This is a genomic window from Paenibacillus sp. PK1-4R (assembly GCF_030369595.1).
Classification (GTDB): domain Bacteria; phylum Bacillota; class Bacilli; order Paenibacillales; family Paenibacillaceae; genus Paenibacillus.
The window spans coordinates 978,947-994,816 of the sequence record NZ_CP126535.1; the positions used below are offsets into that span (position 1 = coordinate 978,947).

The 15,870-nt window shown below is 45.6% G+C and carries 11 protein-coding genes; 7 read left to right on the forward strand and 4 right to left on the reverse strand.

All coding sequences use genetic code 11. The features are described from left to right. Positions 1-96 precede the first annotated feature (96 nt). Positions 97-2,619, reverse strand: coding sequence for a transglutaminase domain-containing protein (locus QNO02_RS04105; RefSeq protein WP_289391174.1), 2,523 nt, complete (start codon positions 2,617-2,619; stop codon positions 97-99). A gap of 303 nt (positions 2,620-2,922) precedes the next feature. On the opposite strand from QNO02_RS04105, the gene QNO02_RS04110 reads away from it, so the two are divergent. After that, positions 2,923-3,342 carry an ester cyclase gene (locus tag QNO02_RS04110; protein ID WP_289391175.1) on the forward strand — a complete coding sequence of 140 codons (420 nt, stop codon included), beginning with the start codon at positions 2,923-2,925 and terminating at the stop codon, positions 3,340-3,342. A 129-nt stretch (positions 3,343-3,471) separates the two neighbouring features. After that, the gene (locus tag QNO02_RS04115; protein ID WP_289391176.1) at positions 3,472-5,850 is read left to right on the forward strand and encodes a GH36-type glycosyl hydrolase domain-containing protein; all 2,379 of its coding nucleotides are present in this window, start codon (positions 3,472-3,474) and stop codon (positions 5,848-5,850) included. A 114-nt stretch (positions 5,851-5,964) separates the two neighbouring features. Here QNO02_RS04115 and QNO02_RS04120 read toward each other — a convergent pair whose 3' ends face one another. Further along, positions 5,965-6,732, reverse strand: a complete 768-nt coding sequence (locus QNO02_RS04120) for a GNAT family N-acetyltransferase (RefSeq protein WP_289391177.1) — start codon at positions 6,730-6,732, stop codon at positions 5,965-5,967. A gap of 153 nt (positions 6,733-6,885) precedes the next feature. Here QNO02_RS04120 and QNO02_RS04125 point away from each other — a divergent pair, with 153 nt between their 5' ends. Together QNO02_RS04125 and QNO02_RS04130 are read left to right on the forward strand one after the other, a co-directional pair. Beyond that, positions 6,886-7,548, forward strand: coding sequence for a M48 family metallopeptidase (locus tag QNO02_RS04125; protein WP_289391178.1), 663 nt, complete (start codon positions 6,886-6,888; stop codon positions 7,546-7,548). A gap of 141 nt (positions 7,549-7,689) precedes the next feature. After that, positions 7,690-8,088 carry an iron chaperone gene (locus QNO02_RS04130; protein ID WP_091038905.1) on the forward strand — a complete coding sequence of 133 codons (399 nt, stop codon included), beginning with the start codon at positions 7,690-7,692 and terminating at the stop codon, positions 8,086-8,088. A gap of 150 nt (positions 8,089-8,238) precedes the next feature. On the opposite strand, the gene QNO02_RS04135 is transcribed toward QNO02_RS04130, so the two are convergent. Further along, positions 8,239-9,690, reverse strand: coding sequence for a CAP domain-containing protein (locus tag QNO02_RS04135; protein WP_289391179.1), 1,452 nt, complete (start codon positions 9,688-9,690; stop codon positions 8,239-8,241). Positions 9,691-9,863: 173 nt separating this feature from the next. Between QNO02_RS04135 and QNO02_RS04140 the strand changes: the two genes are divergently transcribed. From QNO02_RS04140 to QNO02_RS04150, 3 genes are all read left to right on the forward strand, one after another. Then, positions 9,864-11,447 carry an ArnT family glycosyltransferase gene (locus QNO02_RS04140; RefSeq protein ID WP_289391180.1) on the forward strand — a complete coding sequence of 528 codons (1,584 nt, stop codon included), beginning with the start codon at positions 9,864-9,866 and terminating at the stop codon, positions 11,445-11,447. Between the two features lie 4 nt (positions 11,448-11,451). Beyond that, complete coding sequence (locus QNO02_RS04145; RefSeq protein ID WP_133387324.1) at positions 11,452-12,000, forward strand: hypothetical protein; 549 nt, start codon at positions 11,452-11,454, stop codon at positions 11,998-12,000. A gap of 405 nt (positions 12,001-12,405) precedes the next feature. Continuing rightward, the gene (locus QNO02_RS04150) at positions 12,406-13,392 is read left to right on the forward strand and encodes a phosphotransferase enzyme family protein (protein WP_289391181.1); all 987 of its coding nucleotides are present in this window, start codon (positions 12,406-12,408) and stop codon (positions 13,390-13,392) included. A gap of 142 nt (positions 13,393-13,534) precedes the next feature. Here QNO02_RS04150 and QNO02_RS04155 read toward each other — a convergent pair whose 3' ends face one another. Beyond that, positions 13,535-15,775, reverse strand: coding sequence for an S-layer homology domain-containing protein (locus QNO02_RS04155; protein WP_289391182.1), 2,241 nt, complete (start codon positions 15,773-15,775; stop codon positions 13,535-13,537). Positions 15,776-15,870 lie beyond the last annotated feature (95 nt).

The window sequence follows — 15,870 nt, forward strand, 5'->3', positions numbered from 1 at the left end:
GGTCAGTGATCATAGGCCAGTTAAACAAAGAACACCATTCCCTGTGCAGGTGAATGGTGTTCTTTGTTGTTATGCTATTTTTAAAAAATTATAAAATTACTTCTGATCTGGTTTCGGGTCCAGGATGGCATAACTGCCCAGCGTAGCCAATTGTGCCGTATTCAGAAGGGCTTCATCCACTGCAGCGAGGGCTTCGCCAGCAGCTGTCATCAGCTCATCAGAGTCAACAGGGGAGGCAAAACGGAGAATGACCCGGTTCTCTCCTTTTTTAAGTTCACTCTCCGCCTTTGTTTTGTACTCATTAAGGGATGCGACTTCGAGATCATTCTGCACATAATAATCATTGGCATCGCTCTCGCCATTAAACATCGCGAGCTCGGAATCAAGCCAGTAATCCTTATCCGCTATTGTTTTCTGACTTGCAGCAGTCTCATCGTTGGCATTGTACAAGAAGTAGGGGATGCCGGAGTTTGTCAGGTTGTTGGTGGCATCCACATGGAACCATTCGTTCCCGATTTTGACCTTGTTCCATGCATGTGGTACACCGCTGGAAGCGCCCGTTACAACGATGCTTTCCAGTCCCGAGAGATCGGAGAGCAATTTGTAGACGGAGGCATAGCTGGCACATACCCCAACACCTTTGACCAGAATACCGTATGTGGTAAACGAGTCATTGAACTGCGGATCGACATTTTTGAAGTTGTTTTGCTCCGCATTTTCCAGCGCTGCATCATCATACTTCGCGTTATCGTTCAGATAATCGTAGATGGCTTTTCGTTTCTCGTCTTCGTTCATGCCATCCTTGATAATGGAAGCCACAACTTCGTTTGCTTTGGCAATAATCTCATCTTGCTTCTTCTGGATACCACTAGCCGATTCATTATAATGAATCGAAAGGGTAAGCGTACCATAGTTGTATTCAAAACCTTCCACACCAAGAATCAAGGGATTCTGGTACATCACTTTCAGAACAACATCCGAGAGTGTCGTGAAATTTTGAGCTTCGGGGAAAGCTTTTAACGAAATTTTATCTTGTGCCGCAATCATGTTTTTGGCTAAAACTTCTTCCAATGCGGAATCTGCATTGATCATTGCATCGCCTGTAGCAGGCTGAGGCACGGTTTCCTGATTACCTTGTTCTACATTTTGCTGTGTATTCGATTTCTGCTCATCTACCAGATTGTTTTCTTCAGCTTCGGGAGCTGGAGCAGGTGTTTCGGTGGAAGTTTCTTCAGAAGCCATATCTGAAGAATTATCAGAAGTATCATTAGAAGCCTCGGTGGATACCGGTTCAGCTGCATTCTCTGAAGTCTCAGTATCGGTTGTGGACTCTGTAGTTGGAGTTTCCGAAGCCGGTGCTTCTTCTGTTTCCGTTGCAGACTCAGGTTCATCATGATTGTTGATGATCGTTGGCACATCAGGTGCAGGGACGTAAGGTGTGTTATTCTTTGGTTCCACCAGTCCGTTGCTGGACTCGGCTACGGTTTGCTGAGCGAGTCTGTCCAGGTCTGCTTGGGTCACATTTTCTACACGTACGTAACTTTTCAGAGCTGTTCCTTTAATGTGAAAAGGAATATTTGTTTCATTGAACTCTGAAATCTCTACGCTTTTGGTATCATAAACAATGGTTTCACGGGCTAGAGATCCGTCATTGTACTCAACTGTTGCTTTCTGAGGAAGTACATCTATATTCTTTAATTTCTCCCTATACAATTGTTCTTTCAGAGATGTTGGTAACTGGGAAGCAAGCGGAGCTGTAGGGACACCTCTGCTAAAATTGGATTCTTTGCCTCCACCGATTGCAGTGACGTAATATTCTCCTCGTAAACCATGGTTCTGATGAGTAGTTATCAGTTCACTATAAGTGCCCAGCCCGCCTCTTCCGTCTTTCATAAAATCATTGAAAGACGTCTCTGTCGTTACCGCAATATCTAAAGGCAGACTATTACTGAAAGCGTCCTCTGCGCCAGTTAGAGGTACATTTGTATCGAATTTGGTTAGGTCAGAACGTTCATAAATTTTATATTCGGTGGCACCCTCAACCTTGTCCCAGACCAACGATAACCGTCTGTCTTTATCAATCTCGTATCTTAGGTTGGGCACAGGCAACTCCGATTTCACTGTAAACGGAATAATGATGGGTTGATCGAGCAGTGTTAGATTTTCCGCATCCGGATCATAATTCAGACGAATGTAATAAATGGGGGCACCGCCCCAAGAGCCTTGATCCTTGTTCTTCATGGAATCTGAGGTTAAAACGCCCCACCCAAGAGGCCTAATGGAAACGTTGTTGCCATTGGTATCGCGAAGGGCATGTACATCGCTTGCTTTAAGTGCTTTAATATCGGTATGTACACTAATAATGTCACTAGCTCGCAGGTTACTTTTACGTAAATCTGCTTTAAACTTAAACGTAAATTCTTCATCCTGAGCTACGTTGTACATCGGCATGATGGCTTGTTCCGATTCAGAGCCGTATTTCTGCTTCAAACTTAAAATGGTAGAACCTTCTACTACTTCTGTAGGATTATTCTCGGACGGACTGCTTTCCTGCTCAGTACTCTGGCATCCAGCCAGTAACAGGGTTAGCGCAAACATAATGAAAAATAGACGTTTCATGATACACCGCTTTCTTGTTTTTCTGAGTTGCTCTAATGGCTACGTTCTATACGCCGAAAGATTATCAGATATGGTTAAAACCCTTACTCGAACCTCTTAACGGCCAAACCTCCTATTAATTTCCTAATATCCTTTGCTAGTTTATGGTCATATTGACGCATTGTCAAGGTGTGAGGGTAGGTTTTAAGTCCTGTAGAACAATAGAACAGTTGTAATTCCGTAGCGAGGGGACCATGTTAAAATACAAGAGTTACTACATATTTATATATATAACAGAATAATTTGAGGAGGCTGGGGTGGAGTATGACAGCAGAACAGATTGTCAGAACCTTTTTTGAAGAAGTCCGATCAGGTCGGAATCCTGATTATGCAAGCAACGTGATGGCAGAACAAGTACTGGCCCATCAAGTGATATCTGAAGATGAGGTCACGGTCACCCGAACACCTTCTGATTATGCGGATCATGTGCGAGAGATGATTGAAGCTTACGGGGAATTTTCACTCGAAATTCAAGAGATGCTGACGCAAGGCGATAAAGTTTATGTGCGCTGGAGACAAACAGGTACCCATATTGGCGAAGTGGACGGATACAGTCCAACCAACCTCCCGGTGATTGAAATTGCCAGTGCGGTATACCGAGTGGAAAACGAACAAATTGCAGAGTATTGGATTCAGATCGACAGGTTGGGCATCGAAAAACAATTGGAGCGTAATCGGAGCTGAGGTTCTCAGCTCTTTTTTAGTTTTTAGTTCTTTGTAAGCGTTCCCGTGTTATAATGGACTAAGTTGTATACAAGTTACCTAAAACGTTTTCTGTCTTTTGACTCCATTATCTGAAAGTGAGGTTCAGTGATGATTAAAGCAACGGAAGATAATCAATATGTTGAACTAACCAGCCCGACAAGTTTACCGAAGGCATCCGGATTTCTTTGGAATGAAAAGATGATGATTCATGTGAATTGCCGGGGGTACGCGGTGGCCCAATTCATGCAGCCCGAACCTGCTAAATACTCGTATGCCCCCAACCTGGAAGCGAAGACATTTATGCAACCGGAGCAGCCATATTATGCCCACCATCCGGGACGGTTTGTCTACATTAAAGATGAAATAAGCGGCGAAATTTTCTCAGCCCCGTATGAACCGGTTCGCAAGCAAGCAGATAGCTATACGTTCGCTGTCGGCAAACACGATATTCACTGGAAAGTCATCCAGGATGACATTTGCATCGAGATGTCCCTGCGTTTACCGAAGGAAGATGTCATGGAGCTATGGCGTGTGAAGGTAACCAATCTGTCTTCGAGAAAACGCAAGCTGAGTATCTACCCGTATTATACGGTCGGCTATATGTCATGGATGAACCAATCCGGTTCATATGTGGAAGATTTGCAGGGCATTGTCTGCTCGGCAATTACGCCGTATCAGAAATATCAGGATTATAGCAAAATCAAAAACTACAGCGACAAAACCTATCTGCTTGCAGATCACCAACCGACCGCCTGGGAAGTGAATCATGAGAGCTTTGAGGGCGAAGGCGGACTTCATAATCCTTCTGCTCTTCAATCGGAGACGCTCGCAGGTGGAGATGCACGGTATGAGACACCTGTAGCTGTATTGCAATATAGAGTCGAACTGGAAGCGGGAGCGGAGCAGGCGTATCGATTCATCTTTGGCCCGGCTCATGATGAGACAGAGATTGAGGGCATTCGTCAGCATTATTTTGTAAAGCAGAATGAGGAAGGACAGGATGGTTTCACCGCAGCGGAGCAGGAATATGCTGAGTATATTGCGGAAGGGCAAGGGAACATCCAGATCGAGACACCAGACAGCTGGCTAGATAATGTTGTGAATCACTGGCTACCTCGCCAGATGTACTATCATGGCAAAACCAATCGTCTGACAACCGATCCACAGACGCGGAATTATTTGCAGGACAACATGGGCATGAGCTACATTCAGCCGCAGGTTGCGCGGGCTGCGTTCTTGACGGCTTTGTCTCAACAGCATATAAGCGGTGCGATGCCAGACGGCATTATTTTGCACCCGGACGCAGAACTGAAATATATTAACCAGGTTCCTCATACCGACCACTGTATCTGGCTGCCGGTCTGTATGAAGACCTATTTGGATGAAACGAATGACTATAGCATTCTGGAGGAACAGGTTCCTTTTACAGACAGTGAACAGAAGGTCACCGTACTGGAGCATATGAATCTTGCGATGCGCTGGTTGATCCATGAGCGGGATGCACGTGGATTGAACTATATTAATCAAGGTGACTGGTGTGATCCAATGAACATGGTGGGATACAAAGGCAAAGGTGTATCCGGCTGGCTGACCATTGCGACGGCATATGCGTTCAATGTGTGGGCAGATATTGGTGAACAGGCAGGGCATGCCGAGGTTGCAGCGGAATTCCGTCAGGAAGCCATTCAGACCAATGCGGTAGCCAATGAGTATCTGTGGGATGGGGACTGGTATGCCCGCGGAATTACGGATGATAACGTAGTGTTTGGCATAAGCAAAGACGTGGAAGGACGCATCTATATCAATCCTCAGAGTTGGGCACTTATGAGCGGTGCTGCGGATCAGGAGAAGCAGGAGAAGTTAATCCGTGCGGTAGAGGAGCAATTGGAGACGCCATATGGTGTCGAGAAGCTCGCGCCGTCTTTCACCGCCATGCGGGAGGATGTAGGTCGTGTCACGCAGAAACATCCTGGAAGTGCGGAGAACGGAGCTGTGTACAATCACGCCGCGGCTTTCTATATTTATGCGTTGTATCTGGTGGGCGAGAAGGAGAAGGCGTATCGTCTGTTGCGCAAAATGATTCCTGGCCCCGATGCCAAGGATATTCTCCAGCGGGGTCAGCTACCCGTATTTATCCCGAATTATTATCGCGGAGCCTATCGTCAATTCCCACGTACAGCCGGGCGCTCCAGTCATCTATTCAACACCGGTACAGTACCTTGGGTGTATCGCTGCCTGATCGACGGATTGTTTGGACTGCAAGGTCATGCACAAGGACTTCAAGTGCGTCCGCAGTTACCAGAAGATTGGAACGAGGCGTCGGTTACGCGGTTGTTCCGCGGGGCTGAGCTGCATGTAAACATGAAGAAGGATGCATCTGTCCAGACAATTGAGGTGCATGTTGACGGCCAACGGATTGAAGGCGACATTATCAAGAACATACAAGCCGGCGTGAAATATGAGGTGCTGGTGAAGTTGCCTTTGTAGAAAATCGTACGGAGTAGCTGTTGTACGTTGTGAAGAGTTTTGTACATTAAAGAAAGCCGAATTAAAAACTGCCTTTCCTTTATAGGAGGAGGGCAGTTTTTGGTTTCAGTATGGTCAGGATTCATTCCATTCTTTGACTCTGTACCAATAGCTATACATCTCCGAATAACCCAGCTTGGCGTAGAGCTTTAACGCAGGGGCATTACTAGCTACAACTTGTAGATAACTGGCCGTGGCGCCCTGTTTTTTTGCCCAATGCAGGAGATGAAGGATCATCTGTTCAGCAAGTCCCCGATTCCGGAAGTTAGCGTCTGTAATGATGTCATATAATCCAATGTAGCTACGTTCAATTACACCGAACCCACAAGCGACGACTTGCCCATCGATCAACAGCGAGATGAAACCTACCTGTGTGCGGATATTGTTCAACATTAGTTCCGCCGTTTCCCGTTGCAGATCATTCACCTGATTCAGTCGGCAAAAGTGATCTAGCCACGCTGTGGTCAACTGTTCGTCGATCTGTACAGCTTGGTGCACAGGCTCTTTGATCTCTTCCAGACTCCGAGTTTGGATACGGGTCAGATCAACAACGCCATACCCTTTGTCTTGCAAAAGCTGGTCGAGATGATCCGGCTGAATAAACGGCGTGATTTTGAATATGGTACTTAATTGATTGGAAGCATAGATACGCTCACATTCCTCAATCTTTTCATGCACATCCAGAGTGGAGTAGTGGATCGGTTGAATGGAGTTGGCACGTTTGGTATATCCTTTGGCAAAACGCAGTACCCAGCCGTCATACAGTAAGGTGGACAAGGGCTGCCAGTGATTAAGCGATAGTTCTTCAATGGTTTTGTGTTCTGTATCTATTGTATGCGTCATATCCAACCTCCGATTTTATGATTAAATAATAATACATAATAATGTATAAAAATACAACAAAAACAGATATATCGCCGAACAGTATGCATTATATCTGGAGATGGTATACAATTTGATTTGGTTGAATGAATAACTTCAGAAGCGGAGCGCATTATGTTAACTATAGAATTAAATAATCACAGCATTAACTGTCATATCGAATACGGCAAACGCAAGAAAGTTTCCATCACGATGGACTTGCCTTACATGGTAACGATCAAGGCACCGAATGGTACCAGTGAAGACATGATCCGGCAACTTGTGGAGCAGCATGGGGATGTGATCTTGAAGAAATCCGCCCTGATGCAGCAAGCGCTCGACGGTCCTCAAGCCAAGGAATATGAAGATGAGGGCAAGGGGAAGTTCCTGCTTTTTGGCAAGGAACATGCACTGCATGAATTAATTCCTGTAGAGGGGCTTACAGAAGAGGAGCTGCGAGCGAATCTGAAGAAGTTTTATTTTGCAGAGTGTAAACGCATGATTGGGGAGCGCATCGGTCGCTACCAGCAAGAGTTGAAGGTGAAGCCGAAGTCGGTTGAGATCGTAGATTCTCCCACCAAGTGGGGCAGTTGCAGCTGGGACAAAAAGCTTACGTTCAATTATCGTCTGGCGATGGCGCCACTGGAAGTGATTGATTATGTCATCATTCATGAACTTTGCCATATTCACCACATGAATCATGATCGTTCTTTCTGGCGACGGATCGGCAGTATCATGCCGGATTACAAAACAAAAGAAGATTACCTGATGCGAAATGGTAGAGCCATGACGCTATAATTTCAGGCTTAAGTTTTCACAACCGATACATCCCTCAGTTGCAGGAAAATAGCTGTTCCGCTTGTCCATTTGAAGTACAATATAAGCAAATATGCCCGTACCACGAATCCATTGATGTATCCGTGGTGGAAGGAGTCCAAGATGGCTGAGAGTAACCATTATTCGGTGCTGGTAGATGAATATATCTCGGAGTTTGCACCTGATGTACAGGTGAGATTACAGGCAATAAGACAGATTATTCGTGAAGCGGCTCCGAACGCCGAAGAGAAGATCAGTTACAAGATGCCTACGTATGCACAGCATGGGAATTTGGTTCATTTTGCCGCTTACCAGCATCATATTGGGTTTTACCCTGCTCCCAGGGGAATTCAAGCTTTCCAGGAGGAACTCTCCAAGTATAAAGGGGGAAAGGGGTCTGTCCAGTTTCCGCTGGATCAGCCATTGCCCGAGGATCTCATTCGCCGGATTGTGGAGTATCGCGTGAAAGAAAATGTGGAGATCGCGTTGGAAAAGAAACGCAAAAAAGGAGCACCGAAGTAATTAAAGCTCCTATCACAAAAGCTCGTATCATAAACTATAAAAAACAGTCGGATGCCTATGCATTCCGACTGTTTTTGTTTTTAGATTCTAGGTTTTACTCTGGTCGTACTTCATTTTACTTTAGTTTATTCCTATGCTCTTTCTTCGCTTCTATTCAAAGTAATACGTAACGTCTGAATTACTTGCTGTAGGAATAAGATACATAAAGCTTGGGTCCACTTGCAAGTATATGGTCAGATCGGACACGCCGAGATTGGGAACGGTCAGACTGAACCGACCATTAGCATCCAGCTTCACCGTTTCAGTGCGAATATGTTTTTCGTCAGGTGAAGGACCGTAAATCTGGAATGAGAATGTTTTGCCTGCATAAGCCGTGAGTGTTCCCCGTACTTTCAGCGTACGATCCGCTGTATATTCGAACTGCATCAGATGATTATCCAGGTAATCCTCGTTCCCGGTATCCGGTTCTTGCGGCTCTGTTCCAGGGTCTTGTGGTTCTGTCCCAGGATTCTGTGGATCGGTTACAGGTTCTTGTGAAGGATTGCTAACCGAGAAGAAACGTGTCTGATATGAAATTTCTGCTTTGGACCCGTCTTTCTTTTTCAAACCGGTAATGCGAACGTTGAACGTGTCACCTGCCTTCAGGGATTTTAAGTTATCCGGGCGGAAAATGACAGCGTAGTTATATCCATAACCATCGGTATTTACATTGAAAAAGGCTTTTGCAGGATCACTGCTAACCGGTGTTTTTGCTCCCAGTACCCAAGTTTTCTGATCGGATGAACGGACGATCTCCACCTGTACTTCGGAGTTGGAAGGCTTCGCGAAGACGTCCGGATTCAGCTGTGCAGACCAAGCTTGTGACACATTGAATGCCTCAATCGGGAATGCCCCTTTGTTAGGATACAAGTTGTAATTGTAATTGAGTTTTCCAGACCGGCTCGTATCCATAACTTGCATGGTGCTGAAATGGCTTGCATAGTTTTTGTTGTCCCGGGATGCAATCCCGAATCCGACCTTCTTCAGTTGCGGACTCAAAATCCAGCGGCGATGGCCGAGTGCAGCAATGTTACTGGCATCCGAATCATCCATATAAGCTTCAACACTTTGGACTGCAAGGTTTCCTTGAGCACTATAGGAAGCGTACAGATTGGAGCTTGAAGCCGATTTGGCTCCCAGATCAAAAAAGTCTTTTGGCATATCTGCAGGACGGACTGGGAAATGAGTCAATTCTCCGGTAGAGACAACAACTGCTCCATGCTGGGCTTGACGATTAAGCGCAGAGTCCAGAACGAGATCTCCATCCAAACCGGAGAGATAACGATAGAAGTTGGCTGCACCTAGGGCCTGCTCTAATGTGGAATCACTTACTACACCAGCGACATAAGGTGCCTTGGTCGAGGGATTCTGTGTGAATGTGGCAGTTTGGTTCTTGCCACTCATCCATTGCGTCCATTTCTGACTGATTTCTTGCTCACTTCGCTCAGGCAGCAGACTGTCGACAGGGGCAGCAGCGATCTGCTGGGTTCCGAGCAGCATAAACAATAGACCTGCCAGAGGAAGAGAGAGTAACGAGCGGATGTACCTTTTTTGAATAAACATGTTCTAATCTCCTTCTAGTAAAAAAATATTATTATGTATTCGATGTATATTATCGACATTAAAGGTATAATTCGTTAGTTTTATGAATGCAATTGTTTATTCGAATTCAGCGATTTTTCAGCCAGAGCCATTATAATACTCACGGAATCCTGTAATGGAAAAGGAGTTTTGGCATGTCTAAGATGCTGCATAAGTCGTTTTATCTCATTTTGCTCGTGTTTGTTGCGGTGTTTATTGCTTCGTCCTTATTGGTGAGGGCACAGTACAACTACGCCTTGTATGGGGACAACCCCATTTTGGGCATGCAGCAGTGGAGTGTTTTTCTCCCGGTCATTCTTTTGCTTCTTGGTTCAGGTGTCGGGTTATATGCTCTGTGTCTGAAACTGAACAAATACAGCCCGAAGGTTGTTATTCCGATTGTGCTGTTATGTTCTCTGGTCATTCAGATCATCATCATTTTCGTATTTCCGAGAGTGCCTACCGATGATTCGCAGACCGTTCTTTCACTGGCCATGAACATGCTGTATGACCAAGACTACTCCTCGTTTGAAACGGGTGGTTATCTGCACATGTTCCCGTTTAACTACTCGATCGTGTTGTACTTGAAGACGTTGCTGTACCTGTTCCCGGATAACTATCTGGTCATCAAACTATTTAATATTTTGTTTTCAACGTTAACAACGTTCATGATTTATCTTATCTATAAACAAGTGAATGACAGATCCACGGAACGTGATTACGGTGTGTTGATCTTTGCAGCAACGTACCTGCCTTCCTTATTCCTTAACAACCTGATCTATAACGATGTGATTGCTACAGCATTTCTGACATCTTGTTTATACTTTGTTATTCGTTTTGTACGTGAAAAGTCTTGGAAAACAATCGTCATTGCCGCCGTTTTTCTCGCGATGGGTAATTACTTCCGAAGCATTGGCGTGATCGTGCTAATAGCTGCCATCATAACTATCCTGCTGAATATGCGGAGCATCGGAGCGAAGAAAGTTGTCATTTCCATCGGTGTGCTGGCTATGTTGTTTAATGTACCAACCTGGACTCAGAATGCGGTTCTTCAATCCTCTGGAGCTGTGAGCGAACCTGTTGGAGAGAATGCTGCACCGGTCTATATGTGGCTAAATATGGGGATTAATCTGGAGCGTTTTGGCTTCTGGGACAATATGGAGAGTTATCAGATCTATCAGAGGCAGGCCAACTACAATAAAGTTGAGAGCGCAGCATTGTTCAAACAAGAGATCGGCAAGAAGCTGTCTGAAGCAAGTGCGAGTGACTTGGTGCAGATGTATTACAAAAAGATCATATGGACCTGGACCGAAGGGACATACCAGATGGACCGCTACGGAATCGGCAATGAAAGTTCCATGGGTGCCGGAAGAGGAAGGGGAGGCGGAATCGCAGGCTCCTATAGTTACACGAATGTGATAACAGAACTGTTGCAAGGGGATTCGGCTTATCGGACGGGGTTACTCTGGATCGTATATGTGATGAATTTCTTGATGTACTGTTTTATTTTCATCCGGTTGGTCGGTGGAATTCGTCGTAAACGGTATGATGAAGTCTCCTTAATCCTGGTCATTCTCGGATTCATCGGGTTTTATATTCTGTGGGAGATTAAGTCCAGATACATCTATCCTGTATATCCGCTGTTGGTTGTTCTGTCCTATATGGGGTTCAAAGATACGTATGACTTCATATTCCATCGTAAAGGTACCTTGGAGCAATATTCCCTGAGAAAAAGGTGAGCATATGCGAAAAAATAAATATTTTACATCGGTTACGTCACTCCTGCTGATGGGATGTTTGGTTATGCTGACGGCCTGCGATGTTATAACCGCCCAGAATATTACCAACACCGGTTCTGTGCAAGGCATGAATGGATTCGGCATGCCGAATGGCGGTGGCCTGGGCATGAATGGAGGAACGCCTAGAGGTGGAAGGGGTGGCACGGGTATGAATGACCGTACAGGCAGTCCAGACATGACGCAGGGGATGATGAATGCCGACATGATAGGTAGAGTCATTTCTGTGAATGGAAACACAGTCACGTTAGCGTTACTTGAGGTGCAGGACACCTCATCCCCAAGCATGGAATGGAAGGATACCGGAATGGAGATGAAATTAAATATAAGTGATGATGTTGCTATCACGGAAGGCATGGGGACGCCGCGCTCGGGCAATTCCAGCCCACGTGCGAATTCGTCCATTCAAGTGTCTGATCTTCAAAAAGAAAACATCGTGATGGTGTGGTATAAGGACAACACCGAGACGGTGGAACGGGTGATGGTTGTCCAGTAAAAAATGATGGGATTATCGTCATTTTGTAATTGCTTACATTTGGCTTATCGGCTATTATGGAAACAACTGGTTTTTTGAAGGGAGTGAGCGTCATGAAACGACGGTCTAAGATGGTATGTTCCATTACTACAATGAAGGTAAGAATGAACTGAATAATTCCGGCAGATCATTCAGATGCAGTGTGGGACACATCCGGTTTCCCAGTCGATCTGAGATCTGCTGATATATAGGGATATAACTGCTCATTTTTTCTGGCGTATGCGAGGTTTATTTGCTTGTGCAAATTTCTCATACACTCAGAATTTTTAAAAGCCGCAGGCATAGCCTGCGGCTTTTTGCGCGCCAAAATAGGCACTCGATGGCTACGAGCAATCCACATGAAATGATCAAAAAGGAGAAATGCCCATGTTAACATTAAAATATTTATTTCAACATAATGATCTTGCCGAGATGATTTTAAAGAATTGGAGTTATGATCCTGAATCGCTGGACATGTTTCAGTATTATCGTATATCCTCCAATGCCGTGTATCCGTTTAGAGATCAGGGGGAAGTGCGATTGCTTCGATTTGCCCCGGTAGAGGAAAAAAATCGAAGCAACCTCAGCGCTGAACTGGAGTTCCTCCGTTATCTTCGAACGAATCAGTATGGAGCCATGGAGCCTGTACCTGCCCATTCAGGGGCAGAACTCGTAGAGGCTCACACGCCATGGGGAACGTACTTTGCTTCCGTATTCAAGCGAGTACCCGGATCGCATTTAGGAAGTATTGATTTGAATGACTCCATCCTGTACAGCTATGGTCAGGCATTGGGTGAGCTGCATCATCTATCGCGCGCATTCATGCCTGAGCAGAAGGAGAAACGCTGGACCTATAAGGATGTTTTGAATTGGATGCAGGAGATCCTAAAGGGTTTTCCTGGTGAAACGGCTGCTCTGAACGAGGTGGAGTTTCTCCGAACATATTTTGCGACTTGGCCGATGACCCAGCAAAATTTCGGACTCATCCACTACGATTTTGAATTGGATAATGTCTTCTATGACGAAGATAGCCAGTCTTGTTATGCCATTGATTTTGATGACTCGATGTATCACTGGTACGCGATGGACGTGGAACAGAGTCTGGATAGTTTACGTGAGGAGATCGAGCCTGAACAATGGGAGCTGAAGAAGCAATTGTTCCTGAATGGTTACTGGTCCGAGGCAGGAGAACGTTATGATCTGGAGAGTATGTTCCCCGCTTGTCGCCGTTTTGCCAACTTGTACGGTTATGTGCGTATGCTTCAATCTGTTGCAGAGCAGTGGTCACATGAACCGGAGTGGATGAGTGGATTAAGAGCGAGGTTAGCGAGGATAATGAATGAAAAGGCAGAGCAATTTGGTCATCCGACTTAAAGTCTACACTTAAAAAGTTATATCCACCAATAATTGAACACTGAACATTGAACGTATGTCATGTCTCATATCAAAATCAGTCCTCATAACAAACAAACCAGCTGGGAATTCAATGTAGAATTCCTAAGCTGGTTTTTACATGTTACTCGGTATAATCACTTATCGCAGTTCGCCCCGCCTCTACACTGATCCAGTAGGAATAATCTTCGCGTACGTCCACATAGAGGTTAAGTTCCTTCGCATCAAGGTTACTTACCGTGAGTTTAAAATTGCCATAAGCATCTGTTGTAACCTGCTGCGTTTGGATATGCTCTACAGCAGGCGAAGGACCATGGATTTTGATCGGCATCGTCTGGTTGGCATACGCCAGGAACGTACCTTGAAGGACCAGCGTTTGATCGGCAGAATATACAGCTTTCATGGTCTGATCCGGTAGTCCGCCGTTCTTTTCATTCTCGGTAGCTTCAGTGGCATTCTTTGGTCTGCTCCATAGTTCGAAGCCTTTTTCTTTCAGGTTCTGGAGAAAAACAACGGCCTCTGCCCGGGTCAAGGATTCTTGTCCCGCATAACCTTGCACCGTAGCTGCTGTTTTGCCTGAAGAGTATCCCATGTTCAGCAGATACCGGATGGCATCGTCATCCTGGGTATAATTTTTACCGCCAAGCCCCGCCACGATTACGGCTACTTCTGTTCGGTTCAAGGCATGATTGCGCAGCTTCGGATTCTGTTTGCTGGCATCCAGATTCAGATTCAACGCGGAAGCATAGGTATAATAACGATCACTCCAGATGTTTCCTTTGATAGCTTGTCCCTCTGCAGCATCGATGCTCTGAATGACATGGGAATTCGCATACAGCTTAAACAACATGGAGAGGAATTCGGCTTCACTCACCTGATTGTTGGGTTTGAACGTTCCATCCTCGTATCCACTGACCATCTCCTGTTGAACGGCCCATTGAATGGCATCTTTCGCCCAATGTGTGCGGATATCACTTAATTGGGGAATTCCCGTTACCGTAACAGAGACAACCGCTTCTTTCCCTTCAAAACGAATCCGGATTTCGGCTTTACCGGCCTGAAGTCCGACTATTTTTCCATCCTTGATGGCAATGCGATCTGACGTCGTGGTGAAGGAAACGTTAGATTGTGGAACATAGGATGTTCCGTTATCATTCACTGCAGTGATTGAAGGTAGATCAATCTGTTCTCCTGCTCGAACGTTCAGGTTTGGTTGTCCTGGCGTTATACGGGTAAGAGTGGCATCTTGAAGACCGTCAACATGGAAGAAACGTGTGGAGTATGAGATCTCCGCTGCTGTACCATTTTTCTTTTGCAGACCTGTAATTCGAATGTCGAACGTGTCGCCGTTCTTTAACAATTGCACATCGTCCGGACGGAAGATGATGGCGTAGCCATATCCATATCCACCTGTCTCTACATTGAAATAGGCTTGATTAAACCATTGTTTATCCGCAGGGTCCACGTTGTAATAACCGGTTGGAAAGCCGCTGTTCTGATTGTTGGCATTAAAGGTCCACGTACGTTGATCGGAAGTCCGAGTCATCTCGACCTGTACCTCAGTTAGTGATGGTTTCGCGAATACATCTGTATTCAGTTGAACAGACCAGGCCTGTGTACTGCCAAAGGCTTCGATTGGAAATGCACCCTGATTCGGGAACAGGCTGTAGTTGAACGAAGTTCCCCCAGTTCTGCTTTTATCAAATACCTGCATGGCACTATAGTACTGATCATATGTCTTGCCTGCTTCACTACGAGTGGCGAGTCCAAATCCGATTCGTTGCAGTTGTGGACTCAAAATCCAGCGCCGATGACCGAGTCGATCAATGTTGGAGGCGTCTGAATCATTCATGTAGGCCTGTATGCTTTTTGTCAGGACGTTATTCTTGGCACTGCTGGTAACGTACAGATTGGAGCTGCTGGCAGACTTTGAACCGGTGTCAAAGAAATCCTTTGGCATATCTCCTGGCTGCTCTGGATAATGGGACAGGTATTCACCCTTGGAGACCACAACAGCCCCATGCTGGGCTTGACGATTCAAGGTAGGATCAAGGACAAGATCGCCCTGTAGCCCCGTGATAAAACGATAAAAGTTGGCTGCGTTCAGCCCTTGTTCCAGATAGGCATCACTTACCACACCAGCAGAGTAGGGAGCACTTGTCGAAGGTGTCTCTGTATACAGGGGAGATGTATCATTGCCACTCATCCACTGATTCCACTTTTGAACGATCTCCTGCTGACTTCGCTCAGGCAACAAACTGTCGACCTGTTCCGCATGTGCCGCTTGAGCACCCCATAACAGAAACAGCAGGCCTGCCAAGGGCAGAGCGAACAGCGAATGCATTTTATTTTTCCGGTAAACCATGTTTCCAACCCCTCTCATATCTGAACGTACGAAGAACATATGCATGTACAGCATTATGGTATATTCATCGACATTACAGCTTGTTTTGCTTAGAG

Excerpts from the sequence above, each read along its gene's own strand:
- QNO02_RS04120 (WP_289391177.1), bottom strand. The coding sequence starts at position 6,732 with ATGACGCATACAATAGATACAGAACACAAAACCATTGAAGAACTATCG.
- QNO02_RS04115 (WP_289391176.1), top strand. The coding sequence starts at position 3,472 with ATGATTAAAGCAACGGAAGATAATCAATATGTTGAACTAACCAGCCCG.
- QNO02_RS04130 (WP_091038905.1), top strand. The coding sequence starts at position 7,690 with ATGGCTGAGAGTAACCATTATTCGGTGCTGGTAGATGAATATATCTCG.
- QNO02_RS04105 (WP_289391174.1), bottom strand. The coding sequence starts at position 2,619 with ATGAAACGTCTATTTTTCATTATGTTTGCGCTAACCCTGTTACTGGCT.
- QNO02_RS04145 (WP_133387324.1), top strand. The coding sequence starts at position 11,452 with ATGCGAAAAAATAAATATTTTACATCGGTTACGTCACTCCTGCTGATG.
- QNO02_RS04125 (WP_289391178.1), top strand. The coding sequence starts at position 6,886 with ATGTTAACTATAGAATTAAATAATCACAGCATTAACTGTCATATCGAA.
- QNO02_RS04110 (WP_289391175.1), top strand. The coding sequence starts at position 2,923 with ATGACAGCAGAACAGATTGTCAGAACCTTTTTTGAAGAAGTCCGATCA.
- QNO02_RS04155 (WP_289391182.1), bottom strand. The coding sequence starts at position 15,775 with ATGGTTTACCGGAAAAATAAAATGCATTCGCTGTTCGCTCTGCCCTTG.
- QNO02_RS04140 (WP_289391180.1), top strand. The coding sequence starts at position 9,864 with ATGTCTAAGATGCTGCATAAGTCGTTTTATCTCATTTTGCTCGTGTTT.
- QNO02_RS04150 (WP_289391181.1), top strand. The coding sequence starts at position 12,406 with ATGTTAACATTAAAATATTTATTTCAACATAATGATCTTGCCGAGATG.
- QNO02_RS04135 (WP_289391179.1), bottom strand. The coding sequence starts at position 9,690 with ATGTTTATTCAAAAAAGGTACATCCGCTCGTTACTCTCTCTTCCTCTG.